The organism is Fischerella sp., assembly GCF_013388695.1.
Taxonomy (GTDB): domain Bacteria; phylum Cyanobacteriota; class Cyanobacteriia; order Cyanobacteriales; family Nostocaceae; genus PCC9605.
The window spans coordinates 1-26931 of record NZ_JACAEU010000085.1; the positions used below are offsets into that span (position 1 = coordinate 1).

General features: G+C 43.5%; 24 protein-coding genes and 3 pseudogenes. 13 read left to right on the forward strand and 14 right to left on the reverse strand.

Annotated features, from left to right (window positions below; genetic code table 11):
• Positions 1-396: 396 nt before the first annotated feature.
• Positions 397-528: pseudogene (locus HXY43_RS11345) on the forward strand (ketopantoate reductase C-terminal domain-containing protein); the annotation flags it as partial.
• Positions 529-840: 312 nt separating this feature from the next.
• On the opposite strand, the gene HXY43_RS11350 reads toward HXY43_RS11345, so the two are convergent.
• Together HXY43_RS11350 and HXY43_RS11355 are read right to left on the reverse strand one after the other, a co-directional pair.
• A complete protein-coding gene (locus tag HXY43_RS11350) occupies positions 841-3303 on the reverse strand; it encodes a hypothetical protein (protein ID WP_290883316.1) in 2463 nt (820 codons plus the stop codon).
• Between the two features lie 117 nt (positions 3304-3420).
• Positions 3421-4761, reverse strand: coding sequence for a monooxygenase (locus tag HXY43_RS11355; RefSeq protein ID WP_290883317.1), 1341 nt, complete (start codon positions 4759-4761; stop codon positions 3421-3423).
• 63 nt (positions 4762-4824) lie between these two features.
• Between HXY43_RS11355 and bcp the strand changes: the two genes are divergently transcribed.
• A complete protein-coding gene (bcp, locus tag HXY43_RS11360) occupies positions 4825-5316 on the forward strand; it encodes a thioredoxin-dependent thiol peroxidase (protein ID WP_290883318.1) in 492 nt (163 codons plus the stop codon).
• Positions 5317-5355: 39 nt separating this feature from the next.
• Here bcp and HXY43_RS11365 read toward each other — a convergent pair whose 3' ends face one another.
• Together HXY43_RS11365 and HXY43_RS11370 are read right to left on the reverse strand one after the other, a co-directional pair.
• The gene (locus tag HXY43_RS11365) at positions 5356-5478 is read right to left on the reverse strand and encodes a pentapeptide repeat-containing protein (RefSeq protein WP_290883346.1); all 123 of its coding nucleotides are present in this window, start codon (positions 5476-5478) and stop codon (positions 5356-5358) included.
• Between the two features lie 6 nt (positions 5479-5484).
• Positions 5485-5649 (reverse strand): annotated as a pseudogene (locus HXY43_RS11370) (pentapeptide repeat-containing protein); the annotation flags it as partial.
• A 199-nt stretch (positions 5650-5848) separates the two neighbouring features.
• Here HXY43_RS11370 and HXY43_RS11375 point away from each other — a divergent pair.
• Both HXY43_RS11375 and HXY43_RS11380 read left to right on the forward strand, forming a co-directional pair.
• Positions 5849-6235, forward strand: coding sequence for a DUF4440 domain-containing protein (locus HXY43_RS11375; protein ID WP_026734274.1), 387 nt, complete (start codon positions 5849-5851; stop codon positions 6233-6235).
• Positions 6199-6339: a hypothetical protein gene (locus HXY43_RS11380; RefSeq protein WP_155960474.1), complete on the forward strand. Its 141-nt coding sequence runs from the start codon at positions 6199-6201 to the stop codon at positions 6337-6339. The genes HXY43_RS11375 and HXY43_RS11380 overlap by 37 nt, the downstream gene beginning before the upstream one ends.
• 89 nt (positions 6340-6428) lie before the next feature.
• Here HXY43_RS11380 and HXY43_RS11385 read toward each other — a convergent pair.
• Positions 6429-6905 (reverse strand): annotated as a pseudogene (locus tag HXY43_RS11385) (aminotransferase class I/II-fold pyridoxal phosphate-dependent enzyme); the annotation flags it as partial.
• Between the two features lie 3 nt (positions 6906-6908).
• Here HXY43_RS11385 and HXY43_RS11390 point away from each other — a divergent pair.
• Positions 6909-7253: a hypothetical protein gene (locus HXY43_RS11390; protein WP_290883319.1), complete on the forward strand. Its 345-nt coding sequence runs from the start codon at positions 6909-6911 to the stop codon at positions 7251-7253.
• 114 nt (positions 7254-7367) lie between these two features.
• Here HXY43_RS11390 and rsgA read toward each other — a convergent pair whose 3' ends face one another.
• The 5 genes from rsgA to grpE form a co-directional block, all read right to left on the reverse strand.
• Entirely contained in the window at positions 7368-8513 is a 1146-nt protein-coding gene (gene rsgA, locus HXY43_RS11395) for a small ribosomal subunit biogenesis GTPase RsgA (protein WP_290883320.1), read from the reverse strand.
• Positions 8510-8767: a sulfurtransferase TusA family protein gene (locus HXY43_RS11400; protein ID WP_026734287.1), complete on the reverse strand. Its 258-nt coding sequence runs from the start codon at positions 8765-8767 to the stop codon at positions 8510-8512. The genes rsgA and HXY43_RS11400 overlap by 4 nt, the downstream gene beginning before the upstream one ends.
• Positions 8764-9894 carry a molecular chaperone DnaJ gene (gene dnaJ, locus HXY43_RS11405; RefSeq protein WP_026734288.1) on the reverse strand — a complete coding sequence of 377 codons (1131 nt, stop codon included), beginning with the start codon at positions 9892-9894 and terminating at the stop codon, positions 8764-8766. The genes HXY43_RS11400 and dnaJ overlap by 4 nt, the downstream gene beginning before the upstream one ends.
• Positions 9895-10650: 756 nt before the next feature.
• Positions 10651-12609 (reverse strand): molecular chaperone DnaK, encoded by a 1959-nt coding sequence (gene dnaK / locus HXY43_RS11410; RefSeq protein ID WP_290883347.1) that lies wholly within the window; start codon positions 12607-12609, stop codon positions 10651-10653.
• Between the two features lie 664 nt (positions 12610-13273).
• Positions 13274-14020, reverse strand: a complete 747-nt coding sequence (grpE, locus tag HXY43_RS11415) for a nucleotide exchange factor GrpE (protein WP_026734290.1) — start codon at positions 14018-14020, stop codon at positions 13274-13276.
• Between the two features lie 571 nt (positions 14021-14591).
• Here grpE and HXY43_RS11420 point away from each other — a divergent pair.
• From HXY43_RS11420 to HXY43_RS11440, 5 genes are all read left to right on the forward strand, one after another.
• Positions 14592-16607, forward strand: a complete 2016-nt coding sequence (locus HXY43_RS11420; protein ID WP_290883321.1) for a type II/IV secretion system protein — start codon at positions 14592-14594, stop codon at positions 16605-16607.
• Between the two features lie 117 nt (positions 16608-16724).
• A complete protein-coding gene (locus HXY43_RS11425; protein WP_290883323.1) occupies positions 16725-17852 on the forward strand; it encodes a type IV pilus twitching motility protein PilT in 1128 nt (375 codons plus the stop codon).
• Between the two features lie 115 nt (positions 17853-17967).
• Positions 17968-19179, forward strand: coding sequence for a type II secretion system F family protein (locus HXY43_RS11430; protein ID WP_290883324.1), 1212 nt, complete (start codon positions 17968-17970; stop codon positions 19177-19179).
• A gap of 109 nt (positions 19180-19288) precedes the next feature.
• On the forward strand, positions 19289-19837 hold the full coding sequence (locus HXY43_RS11435; protein WP_026734295.1) for a hypothetical protein: 549 nt from the start codon (positions 19289-19291) through the stop codon (positions 19835-19837).
• Between the two features lie 120 nt (positions 19838-19957).
• Positions 19958-20209 carry a hypothetical protein gene (locus tag HXY43_RS11440; RefSeq protein ID WP_290883326.1) on the forward strand — a complete coding sequence of 84 codons (252 nt, stop codon included), beginning with the start codon at positions 19958-19960 and terminating at the stop codon, positions 20207-20209.
• 475 nt (positions 20210-20684) lie between these two features.
• Here HXY43_RS11440 and HXY43_RS11445 read toward each other — a convergent pair whose 3' ends face one another.
• Positions 20685-21707: a saccharopine dehydrogenase-like oxidoreductase gene (locus HXY43_RS11445; RefSeq protein WP_290883327.1), complete on the reverse strand. Its 1023-nt coding sequence runs from the start codon at positions 21705-21707 to the stop codon at positions 20685-20687.
• A 726-nt stretch (positions 21708-22433) separates the two neighbouring features.
• Here HXY43_RS11445 and HXY43_RS11450 point away from each other — a divergent pair.
• Genes HXY43_RS11450 through HXY43_RS11460 form a run of 3 tightly spaced genes read left to right on the forward strand, consistent with a single transcriptional unit; the run spans position 22434 to position 23535 of the window.
• The gene (locus tag HXY43_RS11450) at positions 22434-22643 is read left to right on the forward strand and encodes a DUF2997 domain-containing protein (RefSeq protein ID WP_026734301.1); all 210 of its coding nucleotides are present in this window, start codon (positions 22434-22436) and stop codon (positions 22641-22643) included.
• Between the two features lie 44 nt (positions 22644-22687).
• A complete protein-coding gene (locus HXY43_RS11455; protein ID WP_026734302.1) occupies positions 22688-23074 on the forward strand; it encodes a DUF1257 domain-containing protein in 387 nt (128 codons plus the stop codon).
• Positions 23074-23535: a ferredoxin gene (locus tag HXY43_RS11460; protein ID WP_026734303.1), complete on the forward strand. Its 462-nt coding sequence runs from the start codon at positions 23074-23076 to the stop codon at positions 23533-23535. Before HXY43_RS11455 ends, HXY43_RS11460 begins: the two co-directional genes overlap by 1 nt.
• Positions 23536-23691: 156 nt before the next feature.
• On the opposite strand, the gene HXY43_RS11465 is transcribed toward HXY43_RS11460, so the two are convergent.
• The 3 genes from HXY43_RS11465 to HXY43_RS11475 all read right to left on the reverse strand — a co-directional run bounded on the left by HXY43_RS11465 (position 23692) and on the right by HXY43_RS11475 (position 26664).
• A complete protein-coding gene (locus HXY43_RS11465; RefSeq protein WP_290883349.1) occupies positions 23692-23976 on the reverse strand; it encodes a YiaA/YiaB family inner membrane protein in 285 nt (94 codons plus the stop codon).
• 341 nt (positions 23977-24317) lie between these two features.
• Positions 24318-26033, reverse strand: a complete 1716-nt coding sequence (locus HXY43_RS11470) for a DUF4335 domain-containing protein (RefSeq protein WP_290883330.1) — start codon at positions 26031-26033, stop codon at positions 24318-24320.
• A 25-nt stretch (positions 26034-26058) separates the two neighbouring features.
• Positions 26059-26664, reverse strand: a complete 606-nt coding sequence (locus HXY43_RS11475) for a DUF3038 domain-containing protein (RefSeq protein ID WP_290883332.1) — start codon at positions 26662-26664, stop codon at positions 26059-26061.
• Positions 26665-26931 lie beyond the last annotated feature (267 nt).

Consider the following 26931-nt stretch of genomic DNA (forward strand, 5'->3'; position numbering starts at 1 on the left):
AAACATAGAATGGTGCGTTAGCCTTTGGCGTAACGCAACGGCAATAAAGGGGGAGGAAAATCCACACCCCTTTTTGCCTCCCCTACGTATCTTTTCAAAAATCAAATACTAGTCCTATATGACTTGTGAATGTCGAGAATCGAGAATGGAAGATGAATCAAAATAATTTACCTGCAATGACCTTGGTATCTTAGTGTCTTGGTGGTTAATAAAATTTATTTTTTCACCACAAAGACACATAGACGCGCCTTCTTCGGCTTCCTGCAGGGTAGACACAAAGAAAACTCGATGTTAAAGGTTACACTTTAACAGGGCTAGCAATGCTCACTCTACTATCAACATTTATTAATTAACCCATTAAAATGACTGTATCGATGCAAAATCATGTACTATCGCCGCCCTTTGGAGATAGAAGCGATTTTTGGTAATCCTTTAAGGAAAGCTGTTTCCGCAGGTGTGAATTTACCACTGATTAGTTGTTTGTACCATCAACTTAAGTTTCTAGATGCTAGAAATAGAGAGTTGTAAATGAGGAGTTATATAGCGGTTTCCGACCTGGTGAGGTACGTTTTCAAAACTACTAACCTTGGTAAAAAAGATTTAGGTGTACCTCAGTTGCTTAATAAACGCTATATTTTATTCCGTTTAATCAGTTTATATTCCACTGTAAGTACGGCTTAATAATTTTCTTCCCATTAGGAATTACCAAGAAACAAATTATCCCTTCTTGTGGGGTGGGCGTCTCGCCCGCCCTTAGTCATGGCGGACAGGATGTCCACCCCACAAGAAGAATTATATATTTTTTTATTTGGAAGTCCCTTACCAATGACCTATTACCTATTACCCATACCCAATGTTTGTCTCCTTTTTCAAGACATCATCAATTGGATGTTCTCGATCGTCAAATTCCAGCGATGCTTCATACCGAGTTAATGGGAAAGGTTCCAAAAACTTGCCTTTTTCTCGACTTTCCAGTCGCCACCAGAGAGTTTGTACAGCCATCTCTTTATCATCAACGAATTCAAAAGTGATTTCACCAAGATTATTTACTCCCACAATTTCTTTACCATCTCCCCATTTGCCCCGATAATCACGATGATTTTTTGCCATTGCCAAATACTTTTCTAACGCTGGCTTGCGGTTTTGTCCTGGTAGGGGCGCAGTTACAGATTGAGGCTGGAGAATATGAGAATCTGGTGGTTCGTTCACTTTTTCATATTTTCCTAATAAAAAATCAATTCGATACCACCACTCGGGTTGTTTAATGATTTGGAATGCTTTAAACCAACTGCGTTCTTTAATTAAATCTACTACGGCAGGATTAGTTTTGATTTTCCAGGGTATGCATTGCAAGATTTGGTCAGCAAAAGTATATATGACACCAATTTCTAGTTCTTTTGTGCCTTGATTTTCCCACCCAACAATCTCTGCTGTTGGCAGATGGTTGATTGCTTCAATCGGGATGAAACCTTTTTTGTGCAATGAATGACTCCCACCCGCGCCACTGTCTTCATTCTTCAAGGAGCTACTAGTAAATTGAACAACAATAAGTTCAGTGTTAAAATTTTCTGAATGTTGAAAAGGACGTGTTGCAGCATATTGCAAGCGAGCAGCAAAACTGTAGTGTACATCTCCTGATAAGACAATTACACGATTTTGCTTTGCTGGTAATGCTCGTGGAGCCAAAGATGCAAGCAGTCTTTCAAAAGCATTTGCTTCTAAACCCCAAGCTTCTGGATCGAAACCCCAAGCAGCACTACCTAAATTTTCGGCGAAAGTTTTAGCTGTCTTTTGGATAGTTTCTAAAAGAGGTACACCAATGACAGGCCCTGGTGATATTACTAAAGTTACTTTTGCATCTTTGGGGCGAACCACTTTTGATATTTGGCGATCGCAACCTGCTTCGCTCAAAAGTGAAGGAAAATCAAAGTCTTTACCTGGAAATGCCCGCCAGGTACGAGTATCTAGTACTATGACTTCATATCCTGGCCCAGTAACGGTGTAATGCCACTGTAGGGAAGCATCTGTATGGGTTAGTTGCCTGCTGTTTTTTATCTCAGCAAGGGATGGTAAACCAACGCGCCGAGTAATTTCCTGTTCGTGTTGTGAGTTTTGACCTTGTGAAGTTGACCATGCTACAGCAGCTTTCAATAATGCTGCTCCTGGTTTATCATCCTCAAACTCTTGGGGTGTATTTCCCCAAGCTTGGCAGATAGCATAAGCAAGCATACCATTTTGCACAATGCGTCTGCCCAGAGGTTTACTGAGAACGCGATCGCACCATGCCATGTTTAGATAAAAATCATCGGTAATTTCATGGTCATCAAATATCATGTAAGTGGGAATATTAGCTAAGGCACGCCTGATTTCTTTGAGGGTTTTTTGAAAGTTTTTTAAATACTCAAGTTCTTCTTGAAATAAAGTTTTACTACTTGCAAGTAATGGCAAATTCTGAATTGCATCTGCAAATGTTGGTAAATCTTCAGGTTTAGGCCACAAAATCTCACTCCAGGCGAATAAATACATTGTAAAAAATTCGCCAAACGTGAATAAATGACTTTTGGCAATATTAGAAATTCGGTTAATTTTATTCATACTTGCCGTTAATCCGGCAGTATGCGTTGCTAAATAATTGCGCTGACCAGGATTTAACTCTTGCGGATTTGTGACATCTGGTAATGTTTCCGACCATCCCAACAGGGTTTGACCTGCATCCATTAACATGAAAAGTAAGGCATCTGCGACATCATCTACATAGATTTGATCCCCAGTAAGAAAGAGTTGATGTGGTCGTTTTTTTGGGTCTTGTACTAACGCTTCTTTAATCATCTTGTCTAAAGCTGCCATTGCATCTAAGCCTTCACTATGTGGCTTCCGACAAGAACCATGAATGATGCGTAAATCTTTTAAATCATTAGGCACCATCCCAAAACTTGGCAAATCATATTGAGGATATGTAATATCTGCGATTGAGCCTTGGGGATTTAAAATACCAGGAGTACTAAGCGTTTCTCCATTACCAAATTCTAAATCATAGAGATAATTTTCATCGTATAAAAGCACATTAGTATTATTTTTGGCAGTCACAGCGGCTACATGTAAATTAATGCCTAATGGAATTGTATTTTTACTCCCGATAAGTAATATTTTTTTATTAGTATCAAATATTTTGAGAGTGACATTGCGGCTTTCTTTTAAAACTATCCACACAGTAACACCATTAGGCTCGGTGCGTCGCAAAATTGGCCCTGCAAGAACGAGCGGCAGTTGGTTAATCCGTTGTCTTAATGATGTCCATGTCATGCGACTTGTGCCATCAATAGTACACTTTGAGTATATTTATTCGGTGAATTATGTCAATGTTCATAAAATAATTCTTTGTTATACAAAGCTCTAAAAGAGCTACTACAAATTTACCAATTAACTCAAATTGCTAGAAATTTTCTTTTGTGTGAGTACACGAAATACAACTTGGGGATGATAAAAAGTTAGAGGTGATTTGAGTAAGTGGGTAATTTCTACAAATAAAGTACGCAATTCGGTATCCACATTGCTGCTTTCAATAAGCGTTTGATTGTACCAAACCAAAAGTTTATTAGCCCAACTAGGTTCCTTTCTACCTAATGTGGTAAGAAAACGAGAGTCTTGTGTTGTAGCTAGCATCCAGTGAAAAGAATTACTTTTTGCCAAGTTTTTTTGGAAGCGTGAAGGCTGAAGTTCAGTATCACTTAGCCAGTCTTTGAGAAGCATTGCTGATAAAGCACTGACTGTCATTCCTTGACCATAAACCGGACACAAGGCACAAACTGCATCGCCTAATACCACAAAGCCCCCAGGCATGTTAATTTTTTCATAGTGACGCAGCCGATTTGCAGTGGCACGATGGGCATAGATCGGCGAGGCTGGTTCCGCATCCTTGATGCTTTCATAAAATCTGGGACTAGATAAACTGCGGGCGAATGCCAAAAAACCCTGATTGTCCAGCGGCGGAAAGTCACGCCCATAACCACCAAGAGTAGCTATCCATTCTCCACCTTCAATCTTGGCTAAATACCCCAAGCGAGTATTTTTTGGGGGTTCTTGGGTAATCAGCATGACCTTCCAATCTTCAGCAAAATCTTCTGGCTGTTTGTAACGTCTGGTGGCATATCCCAAAAATGGGTTAACTATGGTTTCTGGTGGTGGTGTAAATCCGATATTTTCTAGCCACTGGGGTGCATGGGAACGACGACCGCTAGCATCAATTATTAAGTCAGCTGACAACTCTTTTAAACCCTCGCCCGCAAGAGATTGCAATTTTACACCCGTAACTTGGGTTTGACTGGGGTTTGTCAGCAAGGCGATCGCCCGATGTTGTTCGACAAACTGCACCTGAGAAAACTCAGCCAGTCGCTGGCGGATTGCCCATTCTAGCAAGGGACGAGAGCAAGTCAAGGAAACAATTTCAGAAGGTACAACAGCATTTTTGCTCCATCGGCCTTGGGTGAAAAAATGAAACTCCCGCATCCAATCAAGGGTAAGCGCACCAGCAGCACTCAACTGTGAACCGATACTGGGGAAAAGTTCCTCTAAAATCCTGTATCCTCGCACCAATAAAACATGGGGCTGCGCTGATTGTGGTACACCTTTACGCATCTGCGGTTGCAAAGGTAGGCGATCGCGTTCCACAATTATGACTGAATCACAATGTTCTGCAAGTACACGCGCCGCTAGCAAACCCGCGATACTACCACCAATGACAACAGCCTTTTTTAATTTCATAACTTACGATCGCATCTAGTTCAGCGGATGATACTATTTTCTCAGCTGAACTTAAAATAAATAATGCCTTCACTCCAAGATATTCCCCAAGCAGGAGAAAAAGCACCTGATTTTACTGCCCCCGATCAAAATGGTAATTCAGTCAGCCTGAGTGATTTTCAATCAAATTGGCTTGTCCTCTACTTTTATCCAAAAGATGACACCCCCGGTTGTACGACTGAAGCCAAAGAATTTAGCGAATTTTCTCAAGAGTTCAGCGCCCTGGGGGCTAAAATTGCTGGCATTAGTCCCGATAGTGAAAAGTCTCATTGCAAATTTATTAACAAGCACAATTTGTCACTACAACTATTGAGCGATCCAGAACACCAAGTATGTGAAACCTATGGTGTGTGGCAGTTAAAAAAATTCATGGGCAAAGAATATATGGGTGTGGTGCGGTCAACTTTTTTAATTGCCCCTGATGGTGAGTTAGCTTATGTTTGGTCGAATGTGAAAGTGAAAGGTCATGTCCAGGCTGTATTGGCTAAATTGCAGGAATTGCAAGCAGCACAATAAAATAACAAAAATGCAAAAATGCGATCGCTGTCTACATTCCTATTTACTATCGGGAAGCTTGGCTTGATAAAAGTTGCCATCACTACGATGAGACCTTGTTAGATCGGCATTCGTAAGATCAGCGTGGCTGAAGTTGGCATCGAGGTCAGTCCAGGTAATAATTGCTCCTTCAAGCTTAGCCCAACTAAAGTTAGCTCCAGTAAGTTTAGCTAGGCAGAGATTAGCACCTGTCAAGACTGCCTTGCTAAAATTAGCACCTGTTAAGTTTGCTTTAGCTAAATCGGCTCCACTTAGATTAGCCTCGGTGAGATTAGCCCTACTCAAATCAGCATGAGCTAGTTGACATACTCACCGCTCCTTTAGGACGGTGAGTATGTCAATCAAAATTAGTCTTGCGTCGATGAGTTTAACGACGTTAGACAGTGCGAAAATCCTCCCGTGACGATCGGTGCAAGAATCGGCTTCGGTTATACCAATTTTGCTCACCTGTTATGCATCGGGAGAGAGCAAGCTAGCCAAGGAGGCAGAAACTATGATTGATGCGAACGAAATTCTCAAGGCAATGTGTGAGAAATATCAAGCAGCCGTTAGCGCCAACGATTCGGTAGCCTATGGGAAGCTATTTGCCGCAGACGCGATTCGGATTCCACCCGGGTCGGAGCCTGAGCACGGTCCAGACGAGATCTTAAAGAGCGAACAGAAGGACTATGATGTCGCGAAATGGACTGTTCAATCGATACCCCTTGATGCTCTACGGATCGATGATCGATGGGTATATGGAATTGCGCAGGCCAATGTGAACACTGTCGCCTACGCTGATGGGGCGACGAATTCATTCAAAGCCACGAAGACCTGGCTTCTCCACAGAGAGGACTCAGGAGAATGGCTGATCAAGAGGCAGATGTGGAACCTCAAGTAATAACCGTTGAAGTGGGGATTCTTCTGCCCAAGCAAATAGAAAGTGCTGTCTCTTCGAGCGGAACTTGGCAGATCGTCGCTGCCCATATAGGTATGGTGGCTTAAACATTGGAAAATTCTCTTGCGATCGCTTTCTTGATCGGAACATGTTTTACATACTTGTAATTCACATTAGGCGTGACTTGATAATATAGCTACAAAAACTCCGCAATTCTCCGTACAGCAGTTTCTAACACTTGTGGCTCGTGCACTAAGGCAAAGCGAACATAGCCTTCCCCGAATTTGCCAAAACCAGCACCAGGTGACGCTGCTACTCCTGTTTTTTCGACTAGTTGAGTACAGAATTCTACAGAATCTTGGCTCCAAGGTTCTGGTAACTTTGCCCAAACGTACATTGTGGCTTTAGGTTTGGGAAGTTGCCAACCAATGCGATGTAAAGCATTAACAAAGACATCCCGGCGTTGGCGGAAGGTATTGACAGCTGTTTTGACGCCATCTTGCGGCCCGCTGAGGGCTGCGATCGCCCCATTTAAAATTCCGCGATACTGATTAAAATCAATTGCTGCTTTGACTTGACGCAAAGCACGAATTAACTCAGCATTACCAATGGCATAAACTATGCGGAAGCCGCCCATATTATAGGACTTGGAAAGAGTAAAAAATTCAATTGAACTATGGCGAGAGCGGATCTGCACGGGCACAATTCCTGGGTTTACAGGCAGGATTCATGGGTTTGGGTCAAAGCTCGTTTAGGGTTTATTGCAATTTACGGTATTGCGTTTGTCAACATGGCGCTGGGGTATGGATTGATCGGTTGGGCGATCGGCTATGCAGTCGTGCTAGTGGGGTTAGCGATCGCGGGTATAGGATTAGGGCTACTCATGCCGAATATGAATCTTTGTCTGACTTCTGTGACTCCTGATGCGTTTCGAGGCAGGGTTCCAAGCGGCATTACCACCAGTTTCTTTTTAGGGCAATTTCTGTCGCCCCTGCTGAGTCAGCCGAAGTCAGATTTTTGAGCGAATAGCTTTCGATTTCCGGCGGCGCCTCCGTTTCGCCAAAGCCGCGTAGGTCGGGCGCGACAGCATGAAATCCGGCGGCGACGGCAGGGAATATTTTGTTATAAATAGCCTCTAAGTTTCCTCACTTTCCTCATACAACTGCTCAAGTTCTTGCAGTTGAGTGCGCCGAGATTTTTGTCGATATTTTTTACTTTCTAACTTTGGTTCGTACTGAGTCTGGCCCTTGCCTTTAGTTTTTACCTTCACGGTAGATTCAGGAGCAGCTTGTTGGTTAAGCTGGGTTTGACGCTCGATCGCTTCTTCCAAAAACTCCAAATAATGCTGGTAGCGTTCCCAGTTTCCCCGCACAGCACATCCAGGCTCATCTCGATGCAGGCAGTCACTGAACCGACAGCTAGCAACTGCTAATCTCTCCCTAGCTTCCGGGAAATAATTTGCTAATTCTTCTGGCTGACAATCTAAGTCAGGCTGATTAAAACCGGGAGTATCCGCCAGCAAACCACCTTTTGGCAATTCAAATAATTCTACATGGCGTGTAGTGTGACGACCGCGAGCGAGTTTGCCAGAAATTTCACCTATGCGTAGATTAACATTAGGAATCAAAATATTGATTAAACTGGACTTACCAACTCCTGAAGGTCCAGCAACAACGGTAATCTTATCTTTAAGTAGGTTGGCTGTTTTGTCAATATTTATACTTTTGTACACGCTAATAAATATTGGCTGATAACCCCAACTTACAAGACGTTCATTTATTTCTACCTGCTGTTCTGTTGAGATTAAATCACTTTTATTTAGGCATAAAACTACATCTAAACTTGTAGAAGACTCAGCTTTAACCAGAAAGCGGCTGAGTTGGTATGGTTCTAGAGGCGGATCGGCAACAGCAAACACCAACATAATTTGGTTGACATTAGCGATCGCCGGACGATCCAATTGGTTTTTTCGGGGTAGGACATCAGCGATCGCACCTCTTTTGCCAGTCCAGTCTGGTTCTTCTACGACAACGCGATCGCCTACCATTACCTGTTGCCCAATTTTTTTCAGGCGGGTTCTGCGGGTACATAAGAGGATAGGGAGATGGGGGGATAGGGAGGTGGGGGGAATTACTCTCACTCTCCCACTCTCCGGTTCTCCCACTCTCCCACTCTCCCGCTTTCCCATTCCTATATCTAGCTGTACTTTGTAATAATTCGCCTGCACGGCTAACACCGTACCCAACAAAGTGAGAGTGTGTTCTGGTGTTTCCTCTGTCATGAGGTGGTAGCGGGACGGCGTACTAACAAAGAAAAATAGCTAGTGCAGTCTGTGACTTGTTCAACCTGATAACCTGCCATTGTCAGGCTATCAGGAACTTGCTCAATTGGTTCGCCGGGGTCTAGCCAGACTTCTAGTAAACCCCCTGGTTGCATTTGCTCCAAACGGAGTTTTGTGCGTACAAAATTAATTGGGCAGGGGGTGCCGCGCAAGTCAAGTTGAGCATCAGGAGTTGAGAGAGAAGATAGACTCATCGTTGGTGAAAAAAATTGCCCAAAAAACCTTCTATACCGCCTTTACCAGTACGCTCTCCTCTAATTTTAGCTAGCTTTTCTAGCAATTCTCGTTCCTCAGGAGTTATCTTATTGGGAATATCAATTAATACTGTAATCATATGGTCGCCTCGGCTGACTGGATTACCCAAACGTGGCACACCACGACTTTCCAACTTCATCACTGTATTTGGCTGGGTTCCGGGTGGAATTGTCAGTTCGACTGGCCCGTCTACCGTATTGATCTCAAAGCGGGAACCTAAAATAGCCTGGAGATAGCTAATTTTGATTTCCGAGAGAATGTTTATACCATCCCGCTGAAATTCTGCGTCTTCATTGACAAATAAGTAGACGTACAAATCTCCAGGCGGCCCACCACGTTGACCGGCATCTCCTTCTCCAGATATCCGCAAGCGCGTACCATTGTCTACGCCAGCCGGAATAGTAATTTTGAGTTTCTTTGTAACCTGATTTGCACCCTTGCCATCACAAGCATCGCATTTGTCTTCTATAACAGTACCCGTACCATTACAGGTTGGACAGGTCGAGACTTGGGTAAAACTGCCAAATGGCGTTCTAGTGACGCGGCGTACTTGACCCGAACCACTACAAGTCGAACAAGTGCGAGGGCGAGTTCCTGGCTTTGCACCCGAGCCGCCACACGCTTCACAAGTCTCTAAATGCGAAATACGAATTTCCTTTTCACCACCAAATACCGCTTCTCGAAAATCTAACTTCAGGTCTAGGCGCAGATCGTCACCCCTAACCGGGCCACTGCGTCGTCTTTGCGCTTGAGTACCCATACCACCGGCAAAGCCACTGAAGATGCTTTCAAAGATATCGGCAAAACCTCCCATATCAACATCTTGGTAGCCGACACCAGCCGCACCTGAGACTCCAGCTTCACCAAAGCGGTCATAACGAGCGCGGGTTTCTGATTCTGAGAGTACCTCATAGGCGCGGTTGATTTCTTTAAAGCGTTCCTCGGCTCCCGGTTCTTTGTTCACATCTGGGTGATACTTCCGGGCTAAGCGGCGATAGGCTTGTTTGATTTCTTCTTTATCGGCGTCACGAGAGACACCCAGAATTTCGTAGTAGTCGCGGGCCATATAGCAAAGGTGAAAGTTAAAAGGTAGAAAGCAGCTATGCAGGGAGAAATTTGTAGACGCACCAGGCGTGGATTGACAACTCGATTGAGTTATGGCTTCCTTACAATAGTGCGGCGGCTTAAGCCTCTGATGAAATTCGAACAGGCAGAAGGCAACGGTTAAATTTTATTAATAATTGATTTTACCTTTTACCTTTTACATAAATCACCAGCAAATCACCAGCAACAGGTGCTTTCTTCGTAAGGCAGCGCGTTTTTGGAGGTTTTTGTAGGCCCGTAGGGCATCTACATTTACGAGAAGGGCTACGCCCTGGGAGTGCAGGGTACCAGCGCGGCCTTGAGGAGGCAGTGCGGTCTTGGGGGAAGACCCCCAACCCCACACTTCGTGGGGACTCCGCAGACCCTCATGAGCACTTGCTGTGGTTCCTGAGCCAGCGCATTGCGAAGTTTCCCCCGTTGTGGCGACTGCCGTAAAAGACGATAAAAGCTTTGGCCTGAGGCTGTCTCTTTTACAATTGTGCTACGTACTAGGGAAAAACTCTGCCTACCAATCAGAGGGGCTAGCCGCACCAAAAGGTACGGAAAACCCCCCATTACCCTGAGAGTTCATCTGTTTTTTAATCAATTCAGCTAGAGTTTTTAACTCCTGACAAAGCTAATCATTTCTACAATCTAGCAAAAATGGGTACTGGATAGTGGATAGTGGTTAGTGGGAAAGATTAACTACTAACTACTAACTACTAACTACCAACATCTTTCAATCTATCGCTTCATAATCAGCCTGTAGGGTATTTTCCTCTTCAAAATCAAAGTTAAATTGCGGTGTAAGTGTGCTATTGGGTGGTTCAGATTGTTCAGGAGCAGAACTATCTGCTGCGGAGGGAGCATGATCGACTTGGCCATCATTAACGCGGTTGTAGACTTCGGCACCAATGGTAAACAGAGTTTGCTGGAAGTCATCCAGGCACTGTTTGAATTCTGCTACAGAAATACTCGAATTAGCCATGACTACCTGCAACTGGGCGAGTTTTTCATCTGCAAGAGTTTTCATTTGCTCGCCAATCAGGTTGCCATTATCTTTTAAGGTCGATTCGTAGCTGTACAACAAATTATCCGCTTGGTTTTTGAGCGCCGCCATTTCTATGCGTTTTCTGTCTTCTTCGGCAAACATCTCGGCTTCTTGCCGCATTCGTTCCACTTCGCTGGTACTCAAGCCACCTGTGTTGGTTATCCGAATACTCTGCTCTCTACCTGTACCTTTATCTTGTGCGGATACTTTCAGGATGCCATTGACATCGATTTCAAAACTGACTTCGATTTGCGGTACGCCACGGGGGGCTGGGGGAATTCCCGCAAGTAGGAATTTGCCTAAACTTTTGTTATCCCGTGCCATTGCCCGTTCACCTTGGAGAACATGAATTTCTACCGAAGTTTGTCCATCAACGGCTGTGGAAAAAATTTGAGATTTACTAGTCGGAATTGTGGTATTACGTTCGATAATTTTAGTGAACACTTCTCCTAAAGTTTCAATTCCCAGTGACAGAGGTGTAACATCCAATAAGAGGAGATTATCTACTTCACCAGCAAGCACTCCAGCTTGGATGGCAGCTCCTAATGCAACTGCTTCGTCAGGATTAATAGAGCGATCGGGAGCTTTGCCATTAAAAAATTTTATTAAGGCGTTTTGTACAGCAGGAATGCGTGTAGAACCGCCCACTAAAATAATGCGATCGATGGCTTGTGGTTTGAGGTCTGCATCTTTCAAGGCCTGAACCATAGGTTCAATAGTGGCTTCAATCAAATGACCCGTCAGTTCTTCAAATTTGGCACGGGTAAGTTCCATCTCCAGATGTTTGGGCCCTGTTTCATCAGCAGTGATAAACGGCAAGTTAATTGAGGTATTCACCATGCTGGAGAGTTCTATCTTGGCCTTTTCTGCTGCCTCCCGTAGACGTTGCAAAGCCATCTTATCTTGGGAAAGGTCTATTTTCTCTTGCTGGATAAATACATCTCTCATCCAACAGACGATACAGTTATCAAAATCGTCTCCACCTAGGTGGTTGTTACCACTAGTCGCCTTTACTTCAAACACTCCATCCCCTAGTTGCAGAATGGATACGTCGAAGGTGCCACCCCCCAAGTCAAAGACAAGAATTAGTTGTTCTTGATCTTGTTTGTCTAGGCCAAAAGCTAAAGCCGCAGCGGTTGGTTCGTTGATGATCCGCAGTACCTCTAGTCCAGCAATTGTGCCAGCATCTTTAGTCGCTTGTCTTTGAGCATCTGTGAAATAAGCAGGTACGGTAATCACTGCTTGAGTTACTGATTCACCTAAAAAGTTTTCCGCATCCTGTTTGAGTTTTTGCAGAATCATCGCGGAAATTTCTTGCGGTGTGTAGTTACGTCCGCGAATTTGAACATCAACGGTATCATCTCGACCTTTGACACAGTTATAGGGTACGCGAGTGCGTTCTGTTTCGGTGTCATCCCAACGACGACCGATAAATCGCTTGATACTGTAGATTGTGTTCTCAGCATTAGTTACAGCTTGGCGCTTTGCCAGCGAACCGACTAAGCGCTCACCGCCTTTGCCAAAACCTACAATACTAGGTGTGGTTCGTCCGCCTTCTGAATTGGCGATAACGATAGGTTGACCACCTTCCAAAACTGCGACGCAACTATTGGTAGTGCCTAAGTCGATCCCAATAACTTTTCCCATGTGTACGAGTATTTTTACTGAGTAATTATTTACCGAAGTATAAGCGGTATCTGACGGAGGAAATTTTTCTGGGCGGTGTTTTGACGCTAGAAATTGTTTCTCCGTTAGCGTTTCCACTGGGGAAGGCTACTAAACTTCGGGCGTGAGTTTCGCGGACTACCTTGTTTACGTTTTTGAATGCGATGCTGACCTTAGTTTTTCAGGCAGTTTTGGTCATAAATAGTCATTAGTCATTAGTCATTAGTCATTAGTTTTGGACTGTTAAACTTTTGATAAATGACATAGACGCACTAGCGATGAGCCAGTGCGGTTTTGGGGAGACAGCGCGTTGCAAAGGGGAGGCGCGTGTTCGGGTAGGGATTCTCCTGTGTCCGAACTTTAAGCGCCGTCGCCGTGGTTCATCCCATGTAGACGCCCTCCGGGCGGTGATTCAGCGCGCACTTATAGGGGTTCTCCCCCATGTAGACGCGCGCAGCGCGGTGAGACTAGCCCCCGTCTTGGTGAAACCACTTGCCGTCTTGGCTTCTGCCGAGATGGCAACGTGGCGAACCCGTAGACGCGTAAGCGGCTTCTCGTAGAGTAGGGCTTGGTGCCAGATGGGGGACTGGCGTAGACACCCTACTAGGGTGCAGGGTAGGACAAATGACAAAAACCCAGTAGCTTTTTAACTATTTTCTGGAGGAGACTGATTTTCCTCTGAAGACGGCATATCTTCTTTCGGAGCAGCCACCTTAACCATTGCATGGCGCAGCACGCGATCGCCCAAGTAATATCCGCGTACTAACTCTTCTAACACTGTTCCTTCAGGATATTCATCAGTATGTTCCCGCATTACTGCTTCGTGCAGGTTGGGATCGAATGGTTGACCTTCAGGACGCATCGGCGATACACCCAAACGCTTCAGGCAATCTACTAATTGTTTGTAAACACCTTGATAACTTTTGTGAATTGCCATTTCCCCATCGTTTTGGGGTTTAATTTGCGCTCGCGCCCGCTCGAAATTATCGACTACTGGTAGTAATTCAGTAATCGCATTCCGCTTCATCTGTACTTCTAAATCTTCTTTTTCTTTGATCGTACGTTTGCGGTAATTCTCAAAATCCGCCGCGATCCGCATATATTGAGTGTTACGCTCTTCTAGCTGCGCTTTGAGAGACTCAATTTGTTGACTCATTTGTGCTATGGCAGCTGTGTCAACTGCTTGTGTCTCTGTGGCAGCAACCCCATTGTCCTGACTGGGCGTAACTGTTTCTTCGGGTACGCTAGTTTGGGCTGCCACTTGCTCTGTTACCTCGCTGCCAGGTTCGTTAACATTCATTGGAACTGGGGAGTCACTGTTCATTGCTTGCTTGACCTCTGTTGGTTCACCCAATTGCTTGCTAGTATTGTTTACCTGTTTATCTTCGTCCATCATTATGTACTATGTACTCATCCCAGATGCTGAATACGGCAAATCACCTTCATGTTGCAGCCATTGAATCTGTGAGGCAGATAGCCTTTGGACTTCTTACAGAAGTTGGGACAAGGTTAAAGGCATTGGAAAACTCATTTCCTTTTACCCTTATCCCACCGTCTTGCAAAAGCTGCTTTTGCAAAAGGTCTATTGTTGGCTGGCAAAAATAGGCGTATTTTGTTGCCAACATTTGCTGGAAGTAATGTCACCGTCATCTATTTTGACAAATGCTGAGCGCCTTAGCGCAGACGCATATATCTTGCGGTAATTTAGGCTCCTTTTGTTTGGGCGATCGCGATTGTTTTCTAGTCTTAAGTCCTCTGGTATTAACTGTTTTCAGTAGATTCACTCAAATATATTTAATCTTTTTATCAATAGGTTATTTTCTTAATTCCTCTTCCTCACAGCTATGGGGAAGTAATTTATTGCCGCAACTGGTTGACTCGATTTTAATTAAGTGAATATGTAAATTCTCACTCTCAGCTTGGGAATACTCTAATCAGAGGTTTCCGCTATGTATAGCTGATTTATGACTTACTCGTCACCACAACGGCGTAGTACCGCTCTCTCCACTAGAACAGAATTTTCGCCCTTCGGCAATAAGCTTGTACAATCTGGCTTTGTTAATAGCGACCAGATGAGACAAGCCCTGATTGAAAGCCGCAAGTCAGGCAGACCTTTGACCGAAGTACTCGAATCAATATCGGGGCGACAATTATCACCAGAGTTACTTAGACAGTACAAGAAGCAACAGTTATTTGAACTTAAAATACTTTACGGTGTTGAATTCCTCGATCCGGAAATTAGCCCAGTAGGCAACACAACGTTAGCCAATCTAATTGATACGCTAATCCCAGTAGATATATGCCGTCGTCACCGCCTAGTACCACTGACAAAACATGAAGACCAAAACCCACCCTCAGTTTTGGTGGCGATGGTCGATCCAGATAATCTAGAAGCTTCGGATGACCTGAATCGCATCTTGCGCCCCCAAGGCTTGGCATTGCAGCGTATGGTAATTACTCAGGAAGATTACCAGCAGCTCATCAACTCATACTTGGATGATTTGGCTGTTCGCCAAAAGCACATAGAACAAGAAAAATTTACTGACATCAATCAAGATTTAGAAAACCTAGAAAATCTCAACTTAGACGACGCCCCAGAAGAAGCCGAGGCTGACTTGGGGGCGGCGATGAAGAGTGCAGAAGATGCCCCTGTGATCAATCTGGTTAACAGAATCCTGGCAAAAGCACTGCATGAGAAGGTTTCTGATATTCATATCGAACCCCAAGAAGAAAACCTCCGCATTCGCTTTCGCAAGGATGGGGTGTTGCGTGAGGCTTTTGACCCTCTGCCGAAAAAAATCATTCCTGCCGTTACCGCTCGGTTTAAGATTATCGCCAACCTAGATATTGCTGAACGGCGTTTACCCCAAGATGGACGCATCAGAAGGATGTTCGAGGGGCGTAAGGTAGACTTCCGCGTTAATACCTTGCCCAGTCGCTACGGGGAAAAGGTAGTACTGCGGATTTTGGATAACTCTGCAACCCAACTCGGTTTGGATAAGTTAATCACCGATCCAGAGACTTTACAGATTGTCCAGGAAATGGTCAGCCGTCCTTTTGGTCTCATTTTGGTAACGGGACCAACAGGTTCTGGTAAAACAACATCGCTGTATTCGGCACTGGCAGAAAGAAACGATCCTGGAATTAATATCAGTACTGTAGAAGATCCGATCGAGTACAGCTTACCGGGAATTACTCAAGTACAGGTAATTCGGGAAAAAGGGTTAGATTTTGCGACTGCTTTGCGGGCTTTCTTGCGGCAAGATCCAGATGTGCTGCTGGTAGGTGAGACACGAGACAAGGAAACAGCAAAAACAGCGATCGAGGCAGCATTAACAGGGCATTTAGTCTTAACTACATTGCACACCAATGATGCGCCTGGTGCGATCGCCCGTTTGGGAGAAATGGGCATTGAACCTTTCATGATTTCTAGTTCACTGATTGGCGTTTTAGCACAGCGTTTGGTGCGGCGTGTATGTCCTGAGTGTCGTATTCCCTATACTCCCACAGTGGAAGAACTCGCTCGTTATGGTTTGTCAGCTTCGCAAGAAGTAGGAGTAACTTTCTACAAAGCCAACACTCTCACCACAGAGCAAATTCAAGAAGCCAAAGGCGGCAAAGGTCATGTCTGTCCAACTTGTAATGGCGTGGGCTACAAAGGACGTTGTGGTGTTTATGAGGTAATGCGAATTAGCGAAAATCTGCAAACCCTCATCAATGAAGAAGCACCAACAGAACGCATCAAAGAGGTAGCAGTCGAAGAGGGCATGAAAACCTTGCTGTCGTACAGCTTGGACTTAGTGCGCCAAGGTTCAACCACCCTAGAAGAAGTAGAACGAGTCACCTTCACAGATACAGGTTTAGAAGCTGAGTTGAAAGCCAAACGCAAGAGCAGTCTTACTTGCCGGACTTGTAATGCTGGATTGCAGCCTGAATGGTTAGATTGTCCTTACTGCATGACACCACGATTTCAAGATTAGTCATTAGTCAAGAGTCAAGGGTCAAGAGTTAATGGTCATTTGAAAACAACTAACTACTAACCACTAACCACTAACAATCAACTAGCAACAATCAACAAATAAAAAAGGAAAAAAACTATGGAAATGATGATTGAAGATTTAATGGAGCAAATGATTGAAATGGGTGGCTCAGATATGCATTTATCCGCTGGTTTGCCTCCTTATTTCCGCATCAGTGGCAAACTCACTCCCATTGGCGATGAGCCTTTGTCTGGCGATCAGTGTCAAAGGTTGATTTTCAGTATGCTTAATAACTCCCAACGCAAAACATTAGAGCAGACTTGGGAGTTAGATTGTTCTTATGGTGTAAAGGGATTAGCACGTTTCCGCGTCAATGTTTACAAAGAACGCGGAACCTACGCTGCTTGCTTGCGGGCATTGAGTTCTAAGATTCCTAACTTTGAAAAATTAGGTCTGCCTGATGTAGTGCGAGAAATGTCAGAAAAGCCCCGAGGACTGATTTTAGTTACGGGCCCAACGGGTTCTGGTAAGACAACTACCCTAGCAGCAATGATCGATCTGATTAACCGTACCCGGGCAGAACATATTTTGACGGTGGAAGACCCAATAGAGTTTGTTTACGAACCAATAAAAAGTCTTATCCACCAAAGGCAATTAAGTGAAGATACCAAGAGCTTTGCTAATGCTTTGAAAGCTGCGTTGCGGGAAGATCCAGATATTATCTTGGTGGGTGAAATGCGGGACTTAGAAACAATTTCCTTAGCTATTTCCGCCGCAGAAACAGGACACCTAGTATTTGGTACTTTGCACACTAGTTCAGCGGCGCAGACAGTTGACCGGATCATCGACGTTTTCCCCCATGAAAGACAAACCCAGGTGCGAGTGCAGTTATCTAACTCGCTAGTCGCGGTGTTTAGCCAAACTTTAGTTCCTAAAAAAAATCCCAAACCAGGTGAATTTGGTCGGGTGATGGCGCAGGAAATTATGGTAGTTACTCCGGCTATTTCTAACTTGATTCGTGAAGGCAAAACAGCACAAATTTACTCGGCTATTCAAACTGGTGGCAAATTAGGAATGCAAACTCTGGAGAAAGTTTTAGCTGATTTTTATAAGGCAGGAACTATCTCTTTTGAAGCAGCAATGTCTAAGACTTCTAAACCAGATGAAGTGCAGCGTCTCATCGGTGCTGCGCCACCACCTACGGCTACAAAACCTGGTGCTGGTGGAACTGTAAAAGCGCATTAAAAATGAGTTGTTTTTTGGTAGTTCGTTGTTGTTTGGATTTTGCTAGTGATTTCCAAATAACTAATCACCAACAACTAATAAATACTAATAGTAAACTTCCCCACGTATAGAGGAAATGCCTACATTCGTTGCCCGTGTTCGAGATTCGCAAGGAAAATCAAGAACCGAAAAAATTGTTGCAGAAAATTTAGCACAAGCCCGTACGAACCTCAGACAACAGGGTTTGGTTGTTCAAGAACTGAAAAAATTTCAAGGCTTTGATCTGAAAAAATTTCAGACATCATTAGTCAAGGTTTCTGTTAAAGATAAAGCAGTTTTTTCTCGTCAATTTGCCGCTTTGGTGAATGCAGGAGTAGCAATAGTCAGAAGCTTAGGGGTACTTTCCGAGCAGTGTAGTAATCCTAAATTAAAACAATCCCTTTTGGATATTAGTGGTGAAGTTCAAAATGGGGTAAACCTTTCAGATGCAATGCGTAAACATCCTGACTGCTTTGATGGGTTGTATGTCAGTATGGTTCAGGCTGGTGAAGTTGGTGGTGTTTTAGATGAAGTACTAAATCGCTTAGCCAAGTTATTAGAAGATGTTGCCCGATTACAAAACCAAATCAAATCAGCGATGGCTTATCCAGTTGCTGTCAGTATTATAGCGATCGCCATCTTTGTCGGTATGACGGTTTTTCTGATTCCCATCTTTGCCAAAATTTTTGAGGAATTAGGAACAGAATTACCACCCTTGACTCAATTCATGATGTTTTGTAGTGAAGTTTTACGAAGTTGGCGAATTTTTGTGTTTGTTGGATTTTTGATGGCAATAGCATTTGCTTACAAACAGTACTACAAAACTCGTGTTGGAAAGGAAACAATCGACCGTATTTCTCTAAAAATGCCGTTGTTTGGTGACTTAATTCAAAAGTCATCAGTTGCCCGTTTTAGCCGCACTTTTGGTGCTTTGACTCGTTCAGGTGTCCCAATTCTGACTTCCTTGGAAATTGTGCGGGATACTTCCGGTAATCAGGTAGTTGCCAATGCTATAGATGCAGCGCGTGCAGAAATTCAACAAGGAGGGATGATTAGTCTGGCTTTACAAAAAGAGAAGGTTTTTCCTCCTATGGCAATTCAGATGATTAGTATTGGGGAGGAAACTGGAGAATTAGATGGGATGTTAATGAAAGTTGCTGATTTTTATGAAGATGAAGTAGAACAGGCAGTCAAGGCATTAACTAGCGTTTTAGAGCCAATTATGATTGTGGTTTTAGGGGGAATGGTTGGTACTATTTTGATGTCGATGTATCTGCCTTTGTTCAAGGTATTTGAAAAGCTGGGCTAAGAGAAAATTAATCATAAAGGATGAAAGATTAACATTATTTTTTTCATCCTTCATTTAAAAATAAAAGTAATAATTCATAATTCATAATTCATAATTCATAATTTTTATCATGACCCTAAGAAAATCTCATTATGAAATGAGTTTAGCTGAGTACAGCAATAATATTGGTGCGATCGCCCTACTCAAGCAACATCGTCCATACTTAGAAATGATTCCCAGTCTGCGGCGTCCAGACGAAAGCATCATCACCATACCTTTGCCAATTGTGCGTTTGCGTGGGGAAGCAACAACCACGGGTAAGACAATTTCCCTACCGTGTGATGTGGCAATTCTGATGTGCGATCCGGAATGGAAAATCAAAACGGAAGCCGAAATTCTTGTCTTTATTCATCGTCCCCATGAAGATTTTTCAGATTTTTTAGGACGCTGGCGACAAACACAAGTTTGTCTGGACAAAGACTATGAGTGGTTAATGCCTCCTCGTTACAAGCATATTTTAAGCGAGGGAACAAATACCATATATCCTCTGTTTGTGGTTTTTCCAGAGACACTAGAAAGGATCAAGCGGGGTATATTAGGCGCTGATTTACCGTTTGTAGTTCAAACTCCAGAATTGATGTTGGATGAGGAAGAAGAGGGATTGGGGATTAGGGATTAGGATCGGGTATTGGGGATTAAGTCGTGTTTTTAACTATCCAATACTTAACAAGAGTGTATATAGGCAAACAAAGCTCGCCTGTGTGGGCTATATAACAATACGCTTGGTGATAAGCCCACAATGCTTTGTAGAGATGCGAAATTTCGCGTCTCTACTTGTTTGCAGGTGCGGTTACTGAGAGAACATGCTCCTAGCAAAGTTTATCTTGTCAACGATCCGGTTGAATCTAATCAAGTAGGTGAGGAAATTGACAGTTTGCAACTACGAGAGAAGGTAGGCGATCGCCTATATGCAGAACACCTCCCTGTCAGAGTAGCGAAAGAATTACTCACAGAGCAAGAGCTACGTAAATTTACTAAACAATCAATCTAAATCAAAAGGGGTGCTACATAGATATGCTGAAAATTTGGGACATTATTTGGGATGGCAGTCCTTTTCACTATGCAACAGCCATTGTATTAATATTGGCAATTTGTGTTGAGTTATATAGCGTATTTAGTTATTTATCGAAGTTTCGTACAACTCAAACTGCTATTCATATTTTGAAGAAATGGCTAAAGCGTAAAAATTCAAATCCTCGAAGTGATAAAGTTCGTTGTTGGTTGAATGAGCATTTAGGAACTGATCAACATTAGAAGACTTTGAGGTAAATCAACTATTACGCCGTAGTGAATTTTGGAGATTTTACAGCGATCGCTTTGAGCGTATTCGCATTTTACTTCCCCAAAAAACATAATTTGGCATAACAGGTACGGAAGAACCATAGTTAATTATTAAATAAATTTGAAGGTTTGTAGTGAGGGCTTTAGCCCTCAAATTTTTAAGCACTAAAGTGCTTACTACAAACCTATCTGACAAACTGCGGCATAATTTCAGCAGCAGTGAATATTCCGTGGATGCCGCGTTGATGTAGGGTTATGCCTGCTTTGAGATAGCCGAAAGCTGGGCCACAAACGTTTGCGGCCATGCTGGTTTCATCGCCTAATGTGAACGTGTGAGTAGAAATCTTACCTTCAAAAGTGCGGCCTGTTACCTTTACGTTTGTACTAAGAGGTTTTTTGGGATTTCTGGTATCTACGACGCCGCCAACAGTGACGCGATCGCGCGAACAAATTCCTGCTAACTCTAGCATCACGTCGTCAGCATGTTCCATATTTTCTAACGTCAGCACACCATTAGTTTTATCCAGGAGTGCTTCTACTTCTGCATCTGTCATTGCCCTGGCTGTTTCCACAGTGTAACCAGGCATGTGGGCAATATCTTCACGGATGGTGGCGCGGTAAGCCTCCCAGTTAGCAATGCCTACCCCAAAGGTAATTTCTACTCGATGAATTTCAGCGTAGCTTTGGGCTGCCAGTGCTGCGGCTGCCGTTAATAGTCCTGGTGTTGCGCCGCATCCTGTCATGTAGGTAATGCCTGCGGCTTGCAATTCTTCTTTCTGTGTCAGTAGCTGTTCAACTGCGCTAGTACGTTTAATCGCATCCACCAATACCCCACGCCAACCAGACTCGATAAATTGCTTGGCTACAGAGGCGATAAAATCATTGGGTAAGTTTGGTAAAGCCAGAAAATATCCATCTACAGGATGATCGTTTTCTATTAAATCCTTAATGCTACGGTTGGTTAATGTGCCAAATGGTTCTAAGTAACCGACCGAACCTTGAGATTGATATGTCGCAATGCACTCTTGGGCATTTAAACCCTCAGCGGCATAAGCATAACCTTTGTTATCTGCTGCCGCTACTAGAATCATTTCTCGTTTTGGGGCAAGTACTTTGGCTGCTGCCTGTCCTAATCCGCCAAAGCCCAGTACTCCGACACGTATCGTTGTTGGAAAATTAGTAGAACCCATTACTTGCTCTGCATCCATAATTAATTAGCTGAGTTGAATCAAAATCTAAGCCTAACTTTAGATGATTCCCTGCTTTGCCTACCTCCACAGGAGGTATTGTACACGTTGGCATAAGCATACTTTCTTGCTAAATGATTAATTTGAGCTTGTGGCTGTAGATACATACAGGGCAGTTTATGCACCTGATACTTGTGGACTAGGATCATCACCTGAACAAAGTTTTATTATTTTGGGTTATTCCATTTCAGAACCGTTTATGCCCAAAAAGCAAAAAAATATATAATTGTACCTTAAAAATTTACTATTTTGCAGTCATTTGTCTCTATTTGTTTGATTTTTATCATTTTTTGAAAATTTTCTACGTTATGCTTTTGGCTCAATTTTGTCGAACATAGCTAATGATAATGATAAATATTTTCAATAATTCTTGGAATTTCTCACTCTCTCTACTTCTGCAAAGACTTTTGCTGCTTGTTTTACAGACTTTTACAATTTCCTTGGCAGTTAACTTTTGAGCTTGACTTCTCGATTAGGTTAAGAGAAACTTACATGTAACAGATGTGTTGACTAATAAGATTAATAATTTTTGTAAAGTTTCTGAGATATATATTTTGAGAGATGGAACATTAGTTAACAAATGGCTAATTTTGTAGCTAAGGAAAAATGCCGTTCCTAATAGCTATATTTTTAGCCTTTTGCTGGAGCAGTACATTCCAACAGTACTATTTGTGGTTGGCCAAAAGCATGGAGACATTAGAATTCATCATTTATCCAGATGGTCGCGTACAAGAAAAAGTCACTGGCATAGTGGGTGCTTCGTGCGCTGAAGTGACAGCAGCAATAGAAGCACAGCTAGGACAAGTACTTAGTCAACAGCCAACCTCAGAATTTTTCGCTGCCAAAGTCCAACAGTCTGGAGTGGTAAATACACAAACCGCTTTCAGTGATTGGTAAGTTTGCAAACAAACATAGTTTAGTTTAGTTGATTTACAACCACCATGTCACACTTTAGCCAAATCAAAACCCAGATTCGTAACCTTGAATCTTTGCAAGATGCTCTCACTGACTTGGGCATAGACTGGAAGAAGGGCCCGCGCGAAGTACGTGGCTATCGCGATCAAACCCATGCTGCCGAGATTACTATTGAACAGGACAATGGCTACGATATCGGCTTCAAATGGAATGGCAAAGAATACGAATTGGTAGCTGACTTACAATATTGGCAACAGAACTTGTCTGTGGAAGGATTTTTGCGTCAGGTAACTCAGCGTTATGCTTACAACACAGTCGTGAAAGAGACAGCACGTGTGGGCTTTCAAGTTGCTGAACAACAAAAAAATGAAGATGGTTCCATTCGCTTGGTAGTACAGCGCTGGAGTGCGTAATGTCTGATTTTGTGCCGTCGCCGGAAGAGCAGGAAGATAACCGATCTGGTCTAGAACCAGAACTAGGTGGCTTTTTGCGGGAAGCCCCAGAACGCTCTGGTTTAGAGCCTGAATTAGGGGGAACGCTGCGTCAAAAGGGTGTTTATGTTGATGAACTCACCTGTATTGGTTGCAAGCACTGTGCCTTTGTTGCCCGTAATACTTTTTATATTGAACCAGATTACGGGCGATCGCGGGCAATGCGCCAAGATGGCGATCCGGAGGAAGTCATTCAAGAGGCAATTGATACTTGTCCGGTTGATTGCATCCACTGGATTGATTACACCGAACTGAAACGGTTAGAAGAGGAGCGTAAATATCAGGTAATACCTGTAGTGGGCTATCCAGTGGAAGGTGCAGTTGCGGCTTCTGAGCGACGACGCAAAAAGCTAAAATCAAAACACAAGAAATCTCGTTATTAAATTGAACTGGTTCAAAAATAATAAAAAGATAGGGCTGATATTCCAGCCCTTTTGTTTTTATACTGTTTGTGAAACTGATAAGTAAAAAAATAAATTAGCGGAAATTTAAACAGCGATCGCTCTATTTGAGCAGGGTATAGTGTTCTGCAAGCAACTTCACTTGATTAAAGAATCGTGTTGAGATAACAACCTTTCGACTTTCGCCTCATCAATTCTGGCAGTAAGTTTTTTGGTTTCATGTAAATCTCTCATAGTTTTCGCCAAAGAAAAAGTCGAACCAATTGAAAAAGCCATACCCATGCCCATAAAACCTTTTACCCAGCTATCCACGGGCAAATTCACAATGCCAACAGTTGTCATGGAAATTGATAGCAAAAAAGCAGCCCATGTTTGAAAAATCCAAGCTGCACTATCTCTTTGTTGGGGACCAAGTGTTTGCATATTCACGACCTTGGAGGAGACGAATTTAATCGTCATTGTATTGATTATTACTGTCGCTGGAATGTGCAATCAAGACAGTTTGACAACTGGACTTGAAACAATAACTGAGAGTTAGAATAAACCTTATTTTCAAATCGGCAATTTTAGGTTTGTGTGGCAGCAATCTTGATTAATACAGTAATTATGCTGGTATCAAATATTTATACCAGTTTTACAACTGTCATAAATATTCGGTAGATGATTTGAAGAAGGGGTAAAGAGAAAGGGCAAAGATAAAGGAGTTTTCCAATCCCTTTAACCTTGGCCCTTTGACCTTTTCCCAACTTCTACAAAAAGTCTAATTAATCAGTCTCTACAAAAGTTTGCACCTTGCCATTTGGGCTGAGAACAGCTCGAATTCTCATAGGTTGCCCATTTCGATTAGGAGAAACAAAGCGCTCACCAATCAAAGGCATACCAGTGCGATCGACATATAATCTCGCAGCCTTGCCTAAAGGAAAGATACGTTCAATAGTACCGTCAACACCCACAATCAGACTATATTCTAGTGCTTGCTTCAATCCAGAAGGTGGTTCCCAGCGTTTTTGCAAAAACTGTCTTGCTTCTGACAGCTGGGTTTTGAAGTCAAACGATGTGTTACTAGTAGCAACATTTGTGGGGGTATTGCGACCTTGCCGCAATCTCTCTACTAATTTCGAGGTATCCTCAGGCGCAACCGAGGTGCTTGTTGGCAAGTTATTTTGTGGATCTAGAAAAGGATTGCCACTACGGCTACTAGGTGCGTTACTGATAGGAGTATTAGGTGCGGCGGTACTGATAGGAGGGGGAATTGTAGGGATGCTTGAGGATATTCCGCCTGTTGTAGTGTTAGGTGAGCTTGGTAATAATCCATTCCCAGGGGTAACAACTCCACCCGGAGGATTTGATGCAGTGTTGTTCTGTTGGAGGGAATTGGGTTGAACACCAGCTTCCTGCGGTTTTGTTGATGTCGATGGTGGTGTTTTTCCTCCAGAGGAAGGAAGATTCGCTGTTATTTGTGGTGCGGTTAACACATTCCCTGGCGATGATTGGGAAGGTGAGGTAAAAGAGGATGTTGGAGAAGATGCGGAGAGTGAAGGAGTAGTAGTTTTTAAAGATGCTTGAGGTGTTACAGGTGTTACAGGTGTTACAGGTGCAGTTGCAAATGGTTGAGGAGATGTTTGAGGAGCTGGAGGCAAATTCGAACCAGGTATTGACAGACCAGAACCTAAGGGTACAGATGGTAATGGTTCGGTCGGAGTAAGTGCAGGTGTAGGTATCGGCAGATCCAGGGTTGAAGGAGATTCTAAGGCTACTTGTTCTTCTTTTGGAGCGGTTTTTTTGGCCGTCTGTCGTTCTTTTCTGCTTTGGACAGCATATTGGTAGGTAAAAGGTATCAGACCCGCAGCTAATATTAGCACTGCTGCCACAGGTGCCCAAGCAGGAATGCCAAAGGGCGATCTGCTTTGGTATAAAGCTGGTAGTGCTAGCACATCAGCTGAGTATTCATCTAAAGCTGTTGCTAGGTCAAATAGTTGCAGGAGACTAAGTTTAACAACAGGGTTAGGTACTTGGTAACCAAGGGAACCGAGGAACAAATTATGAGTTAAATGGTTGCTCGGTCGTATGTGTATTTCTGTTTCTGGTATCTGATTTGTAAAATTGTTTACTGTTTGAGTAGAAACGGGAGATTGTAATTGTTCTTGTAATTCTGGATCTTGTGATTCTGGATCGTCTGATACTTGACTTGAGTCCTCAAGACCTGAGAAATTTGCCCAAAAGTTCTCAGGAGACATTTGGAGAAAACCCTGCACGTAGTTTGTTACTGCTGCACACAAAGCCTCCAGTTGGTCGCGATCGCCCCGAATTACGATCCTCTGTTCTTTTGGTTGCTGCGGATCGTCAAAGCGTAGCTCAAAGCGTAGGTCTTTCAGGACAGATTTTCCCACCCAACGGGATAGAGATGAGCTTTGCGCCAAGACTTCTAGCGTGCAAGTGGGCGGTGTATACCGACGGATAACAGAATTTGTTAGAGGCATGGCAGGAACTGCAAGCAGGACATTTTCAAAATTTAGTTGAACGGTCTATAAGTGCTAGCCAGAGGTGGCGATGTCCACCAGGACCGCTGTAAAAAAGCAAATCTATCAGCAGTTTTAAAGCAAGCTGGGTAAGTTCATCCGTGGAGATTGTCGAATCTTCCTCCATCCGTTCTTGGTAGGTGTTGCAGAAAGCATCGATATAATCTCCTAGCAAAGCAGCCTGATGAACTTCGCGGTTGTTTTCCGCCATCTGTTCTAAAGTGCCAACAGCACGGCGAATCAATTCTTGATGCTGCTTGGCAAGATAGCAAATAATGAGAACAAGCGCCCGCGCTTCTTCGACATCAAGCTTCTTTCGCCCTCCTTGACCTTTACGTAGCGGGTTAGACTGGCGCAGTCGCCATAGCGCTACACGGTCTGGCACTCTTGACTCTAAATTCAGGTTGATTGCCGCTGAAAGCATTGCCTCGGAGCCAATGCCAGTCAATGTTTCTAGTGCCAGCAGCACCAAATCCAACTGGGTTTTGATGTTGTCCCACTGAACTGAATCTGGGGCTGGTAGCTTTATTAAATCCTCCCACTGGGGAGTTGGAGTGGGTGAATTGGCGGCAGAGTGCATAACTTTTAGCATAGGTGATCGGGCTGGTAGGGGCTATTGCTGTTACCCATTTTGAAACCAGACTCTTACAGATTAAGATTAGTTTCCTAAAGCCATTAGTAGAAAGTACCTTACAGCAAGCTGCTTGGCGTTTTCTACAGCTTTGATAGTTTGGTAAACAGCTGTGGTCTTTGTCTTACTCTATGACGAAAACCGATTTTGAAAAAAGTACAAGCACTATTATTTACGTCTTGTCTGTTAATAACACCAACTGCTGTTTGGCTATCTTCTGCTTAAACT

Coding starts and splice junctions, on each gene's coding strand:
- HXY43_RS11350 (WP_290883316.1), bottom strand. CDS start 3,303: ATGACATGGACATCATTAAGACAACGGATTAACCAACTGCCGCTCGTT.
- HXY43_RS11355 (WP_290883317.1), bottom strand. CDS start 4,761: ATGAAATTAAAAAAGGCTGTTGTCATTGGTGGTAGTATCGCGGGTTTG.
- bcp (WP_290883318.1), top strand. CDS start 4,825: ATGCCTTCACTCCAAGATATTCCCCAAGCAGGAGAAAAAGCACCTGAT.
- HXY43_RS11375 (WP_026734274.1), top strand. CDS start 5,849: ATGATTGATGCGAACGAAATTCTCAAGGCAATGTGTGAGAAATATCAA.
- HXY43_RS11380 (WP_155960474.1), top strand. CDS start 6,199: ATGGCTGATCAAGAGGCAGATGTGGAACCTCAAGTAATAACCGTTGAA.
- HXY43_RS11390 (WP_290883319.1), top strand. CDS start 6,909: ATGGCGAGAGCGGATCTGCACGGGCACAATTCCTGGGTTTACAGGCAG.
- rsgA (WP_290883320.1), bottom strand. CDS start 8,513: ATGACAGAGGAAACACCAGAACACACTCTCACTTTGTTGGGTACGGTG.
- HXY43_RS11400 (WP_026734287.1), bottom strand. CDS start 8,767: ATGAGTCTATCTTCTCTCTCAACTCCTGATGCTCAACTTGACTTGCGC.
- dnaJ (WP_026734288.1), bottom strand. CDS start 9,894: ATGGCCCGCGACTACTACGAAATTCTGGGTGTCTCTCGTGACGCCGAT.
- dnaK (WP_290883347.1), bottom strand. CDS start 12,609: ATGGGAAAAGTTATTGGGATCGACTTAGGCACTACCAATAGTTGCGTC.
- grpE (WP_026734290.1), bottom strand. CDS start 14,020: ATGGACGAAGATAAACAGGTAAACAATACTAGCAAGCAATTGGGTGAA.
- HXY43_RS11420 (WP_290883321.1), top strand. CDS start 14,592: ATGACTTACTCGTCACCACAACGGCGTAGTACCGCTCTCTCCACTAGA.
- HXY43_RS11425 (WP_290883323.1), top strand. CDS start 16,725: ATGGAAATGATGATTGAAGATTTAATGGAGCAAATGATTGAAATGGGT.
- HXY43_RS11430 (WP_290883324.1), top strand. CDS start 17,968: ATGCCTACATTCGTTGCCCGTGTTCGAGATTCGCAAGGAAAATCAAGA.
- HXY43_RS11435 (WP_026734295.1), top strand. CDS start 19,289: ATGACCCTAAGAAAATCTCATTATGAAATGAGTTTAGCTGAGTACAGC.
- HXY43_RS11440 (WP_290883326.1), top strand. CDS start 19,958: ATGCTTTGTAGAGATGCGAAATTTCGCGTCTCTACTTGTTTGCAGGTG.
- HXY43_RS11445 (WP_290883327.1), bottom strand. CDS start 21,707: ATGGATGCAGAGCAAGTAATGGGTTCTACTAATTTTCCAACAACGATA.
- HXY43_RS11450 (WP_026734301.1), top strand. CDS start 22,434: ATGGAGACATTAGAATTCATCATTTATCCAGATGGTCGCGTACAAGAA.
- HXY43_RS11455 (WP_026734302.1), top strand. CDS start 22,688: ATGTCACACTTTAGCCAAATCAAAACCCAGATTCGTAACCTTGAATCT.
- HXY43_RS11460 (WP_026734303.1), top strand. CDS start 23,074: ATGTCTGATTTTGTGCCGTCGCCGGAAGAGCAGGAAGATAACCGATCT.
- HXY43_RS11465 (WP_290883349.1), bottom strand. CDS start 23,976: ATGCAAACACTTGGTCCCCAACAAAGAGATAGTGCAGCTTGGATTTTT.
- HXY43_RS11470 (WP_290883330.1), bottom strand. CDS start 26,033: ATGCCTCTAACAAATTCTGTTATCCGTCGGTATACACCGCCCACTTGC.
- HXY43_RS11475 (WP_290883332.1), bottom strand. CDS start 26,664: ATGCTAAAAGTTATGCACTCTGCCGCCAATTCACCCACTCCAACTCCC.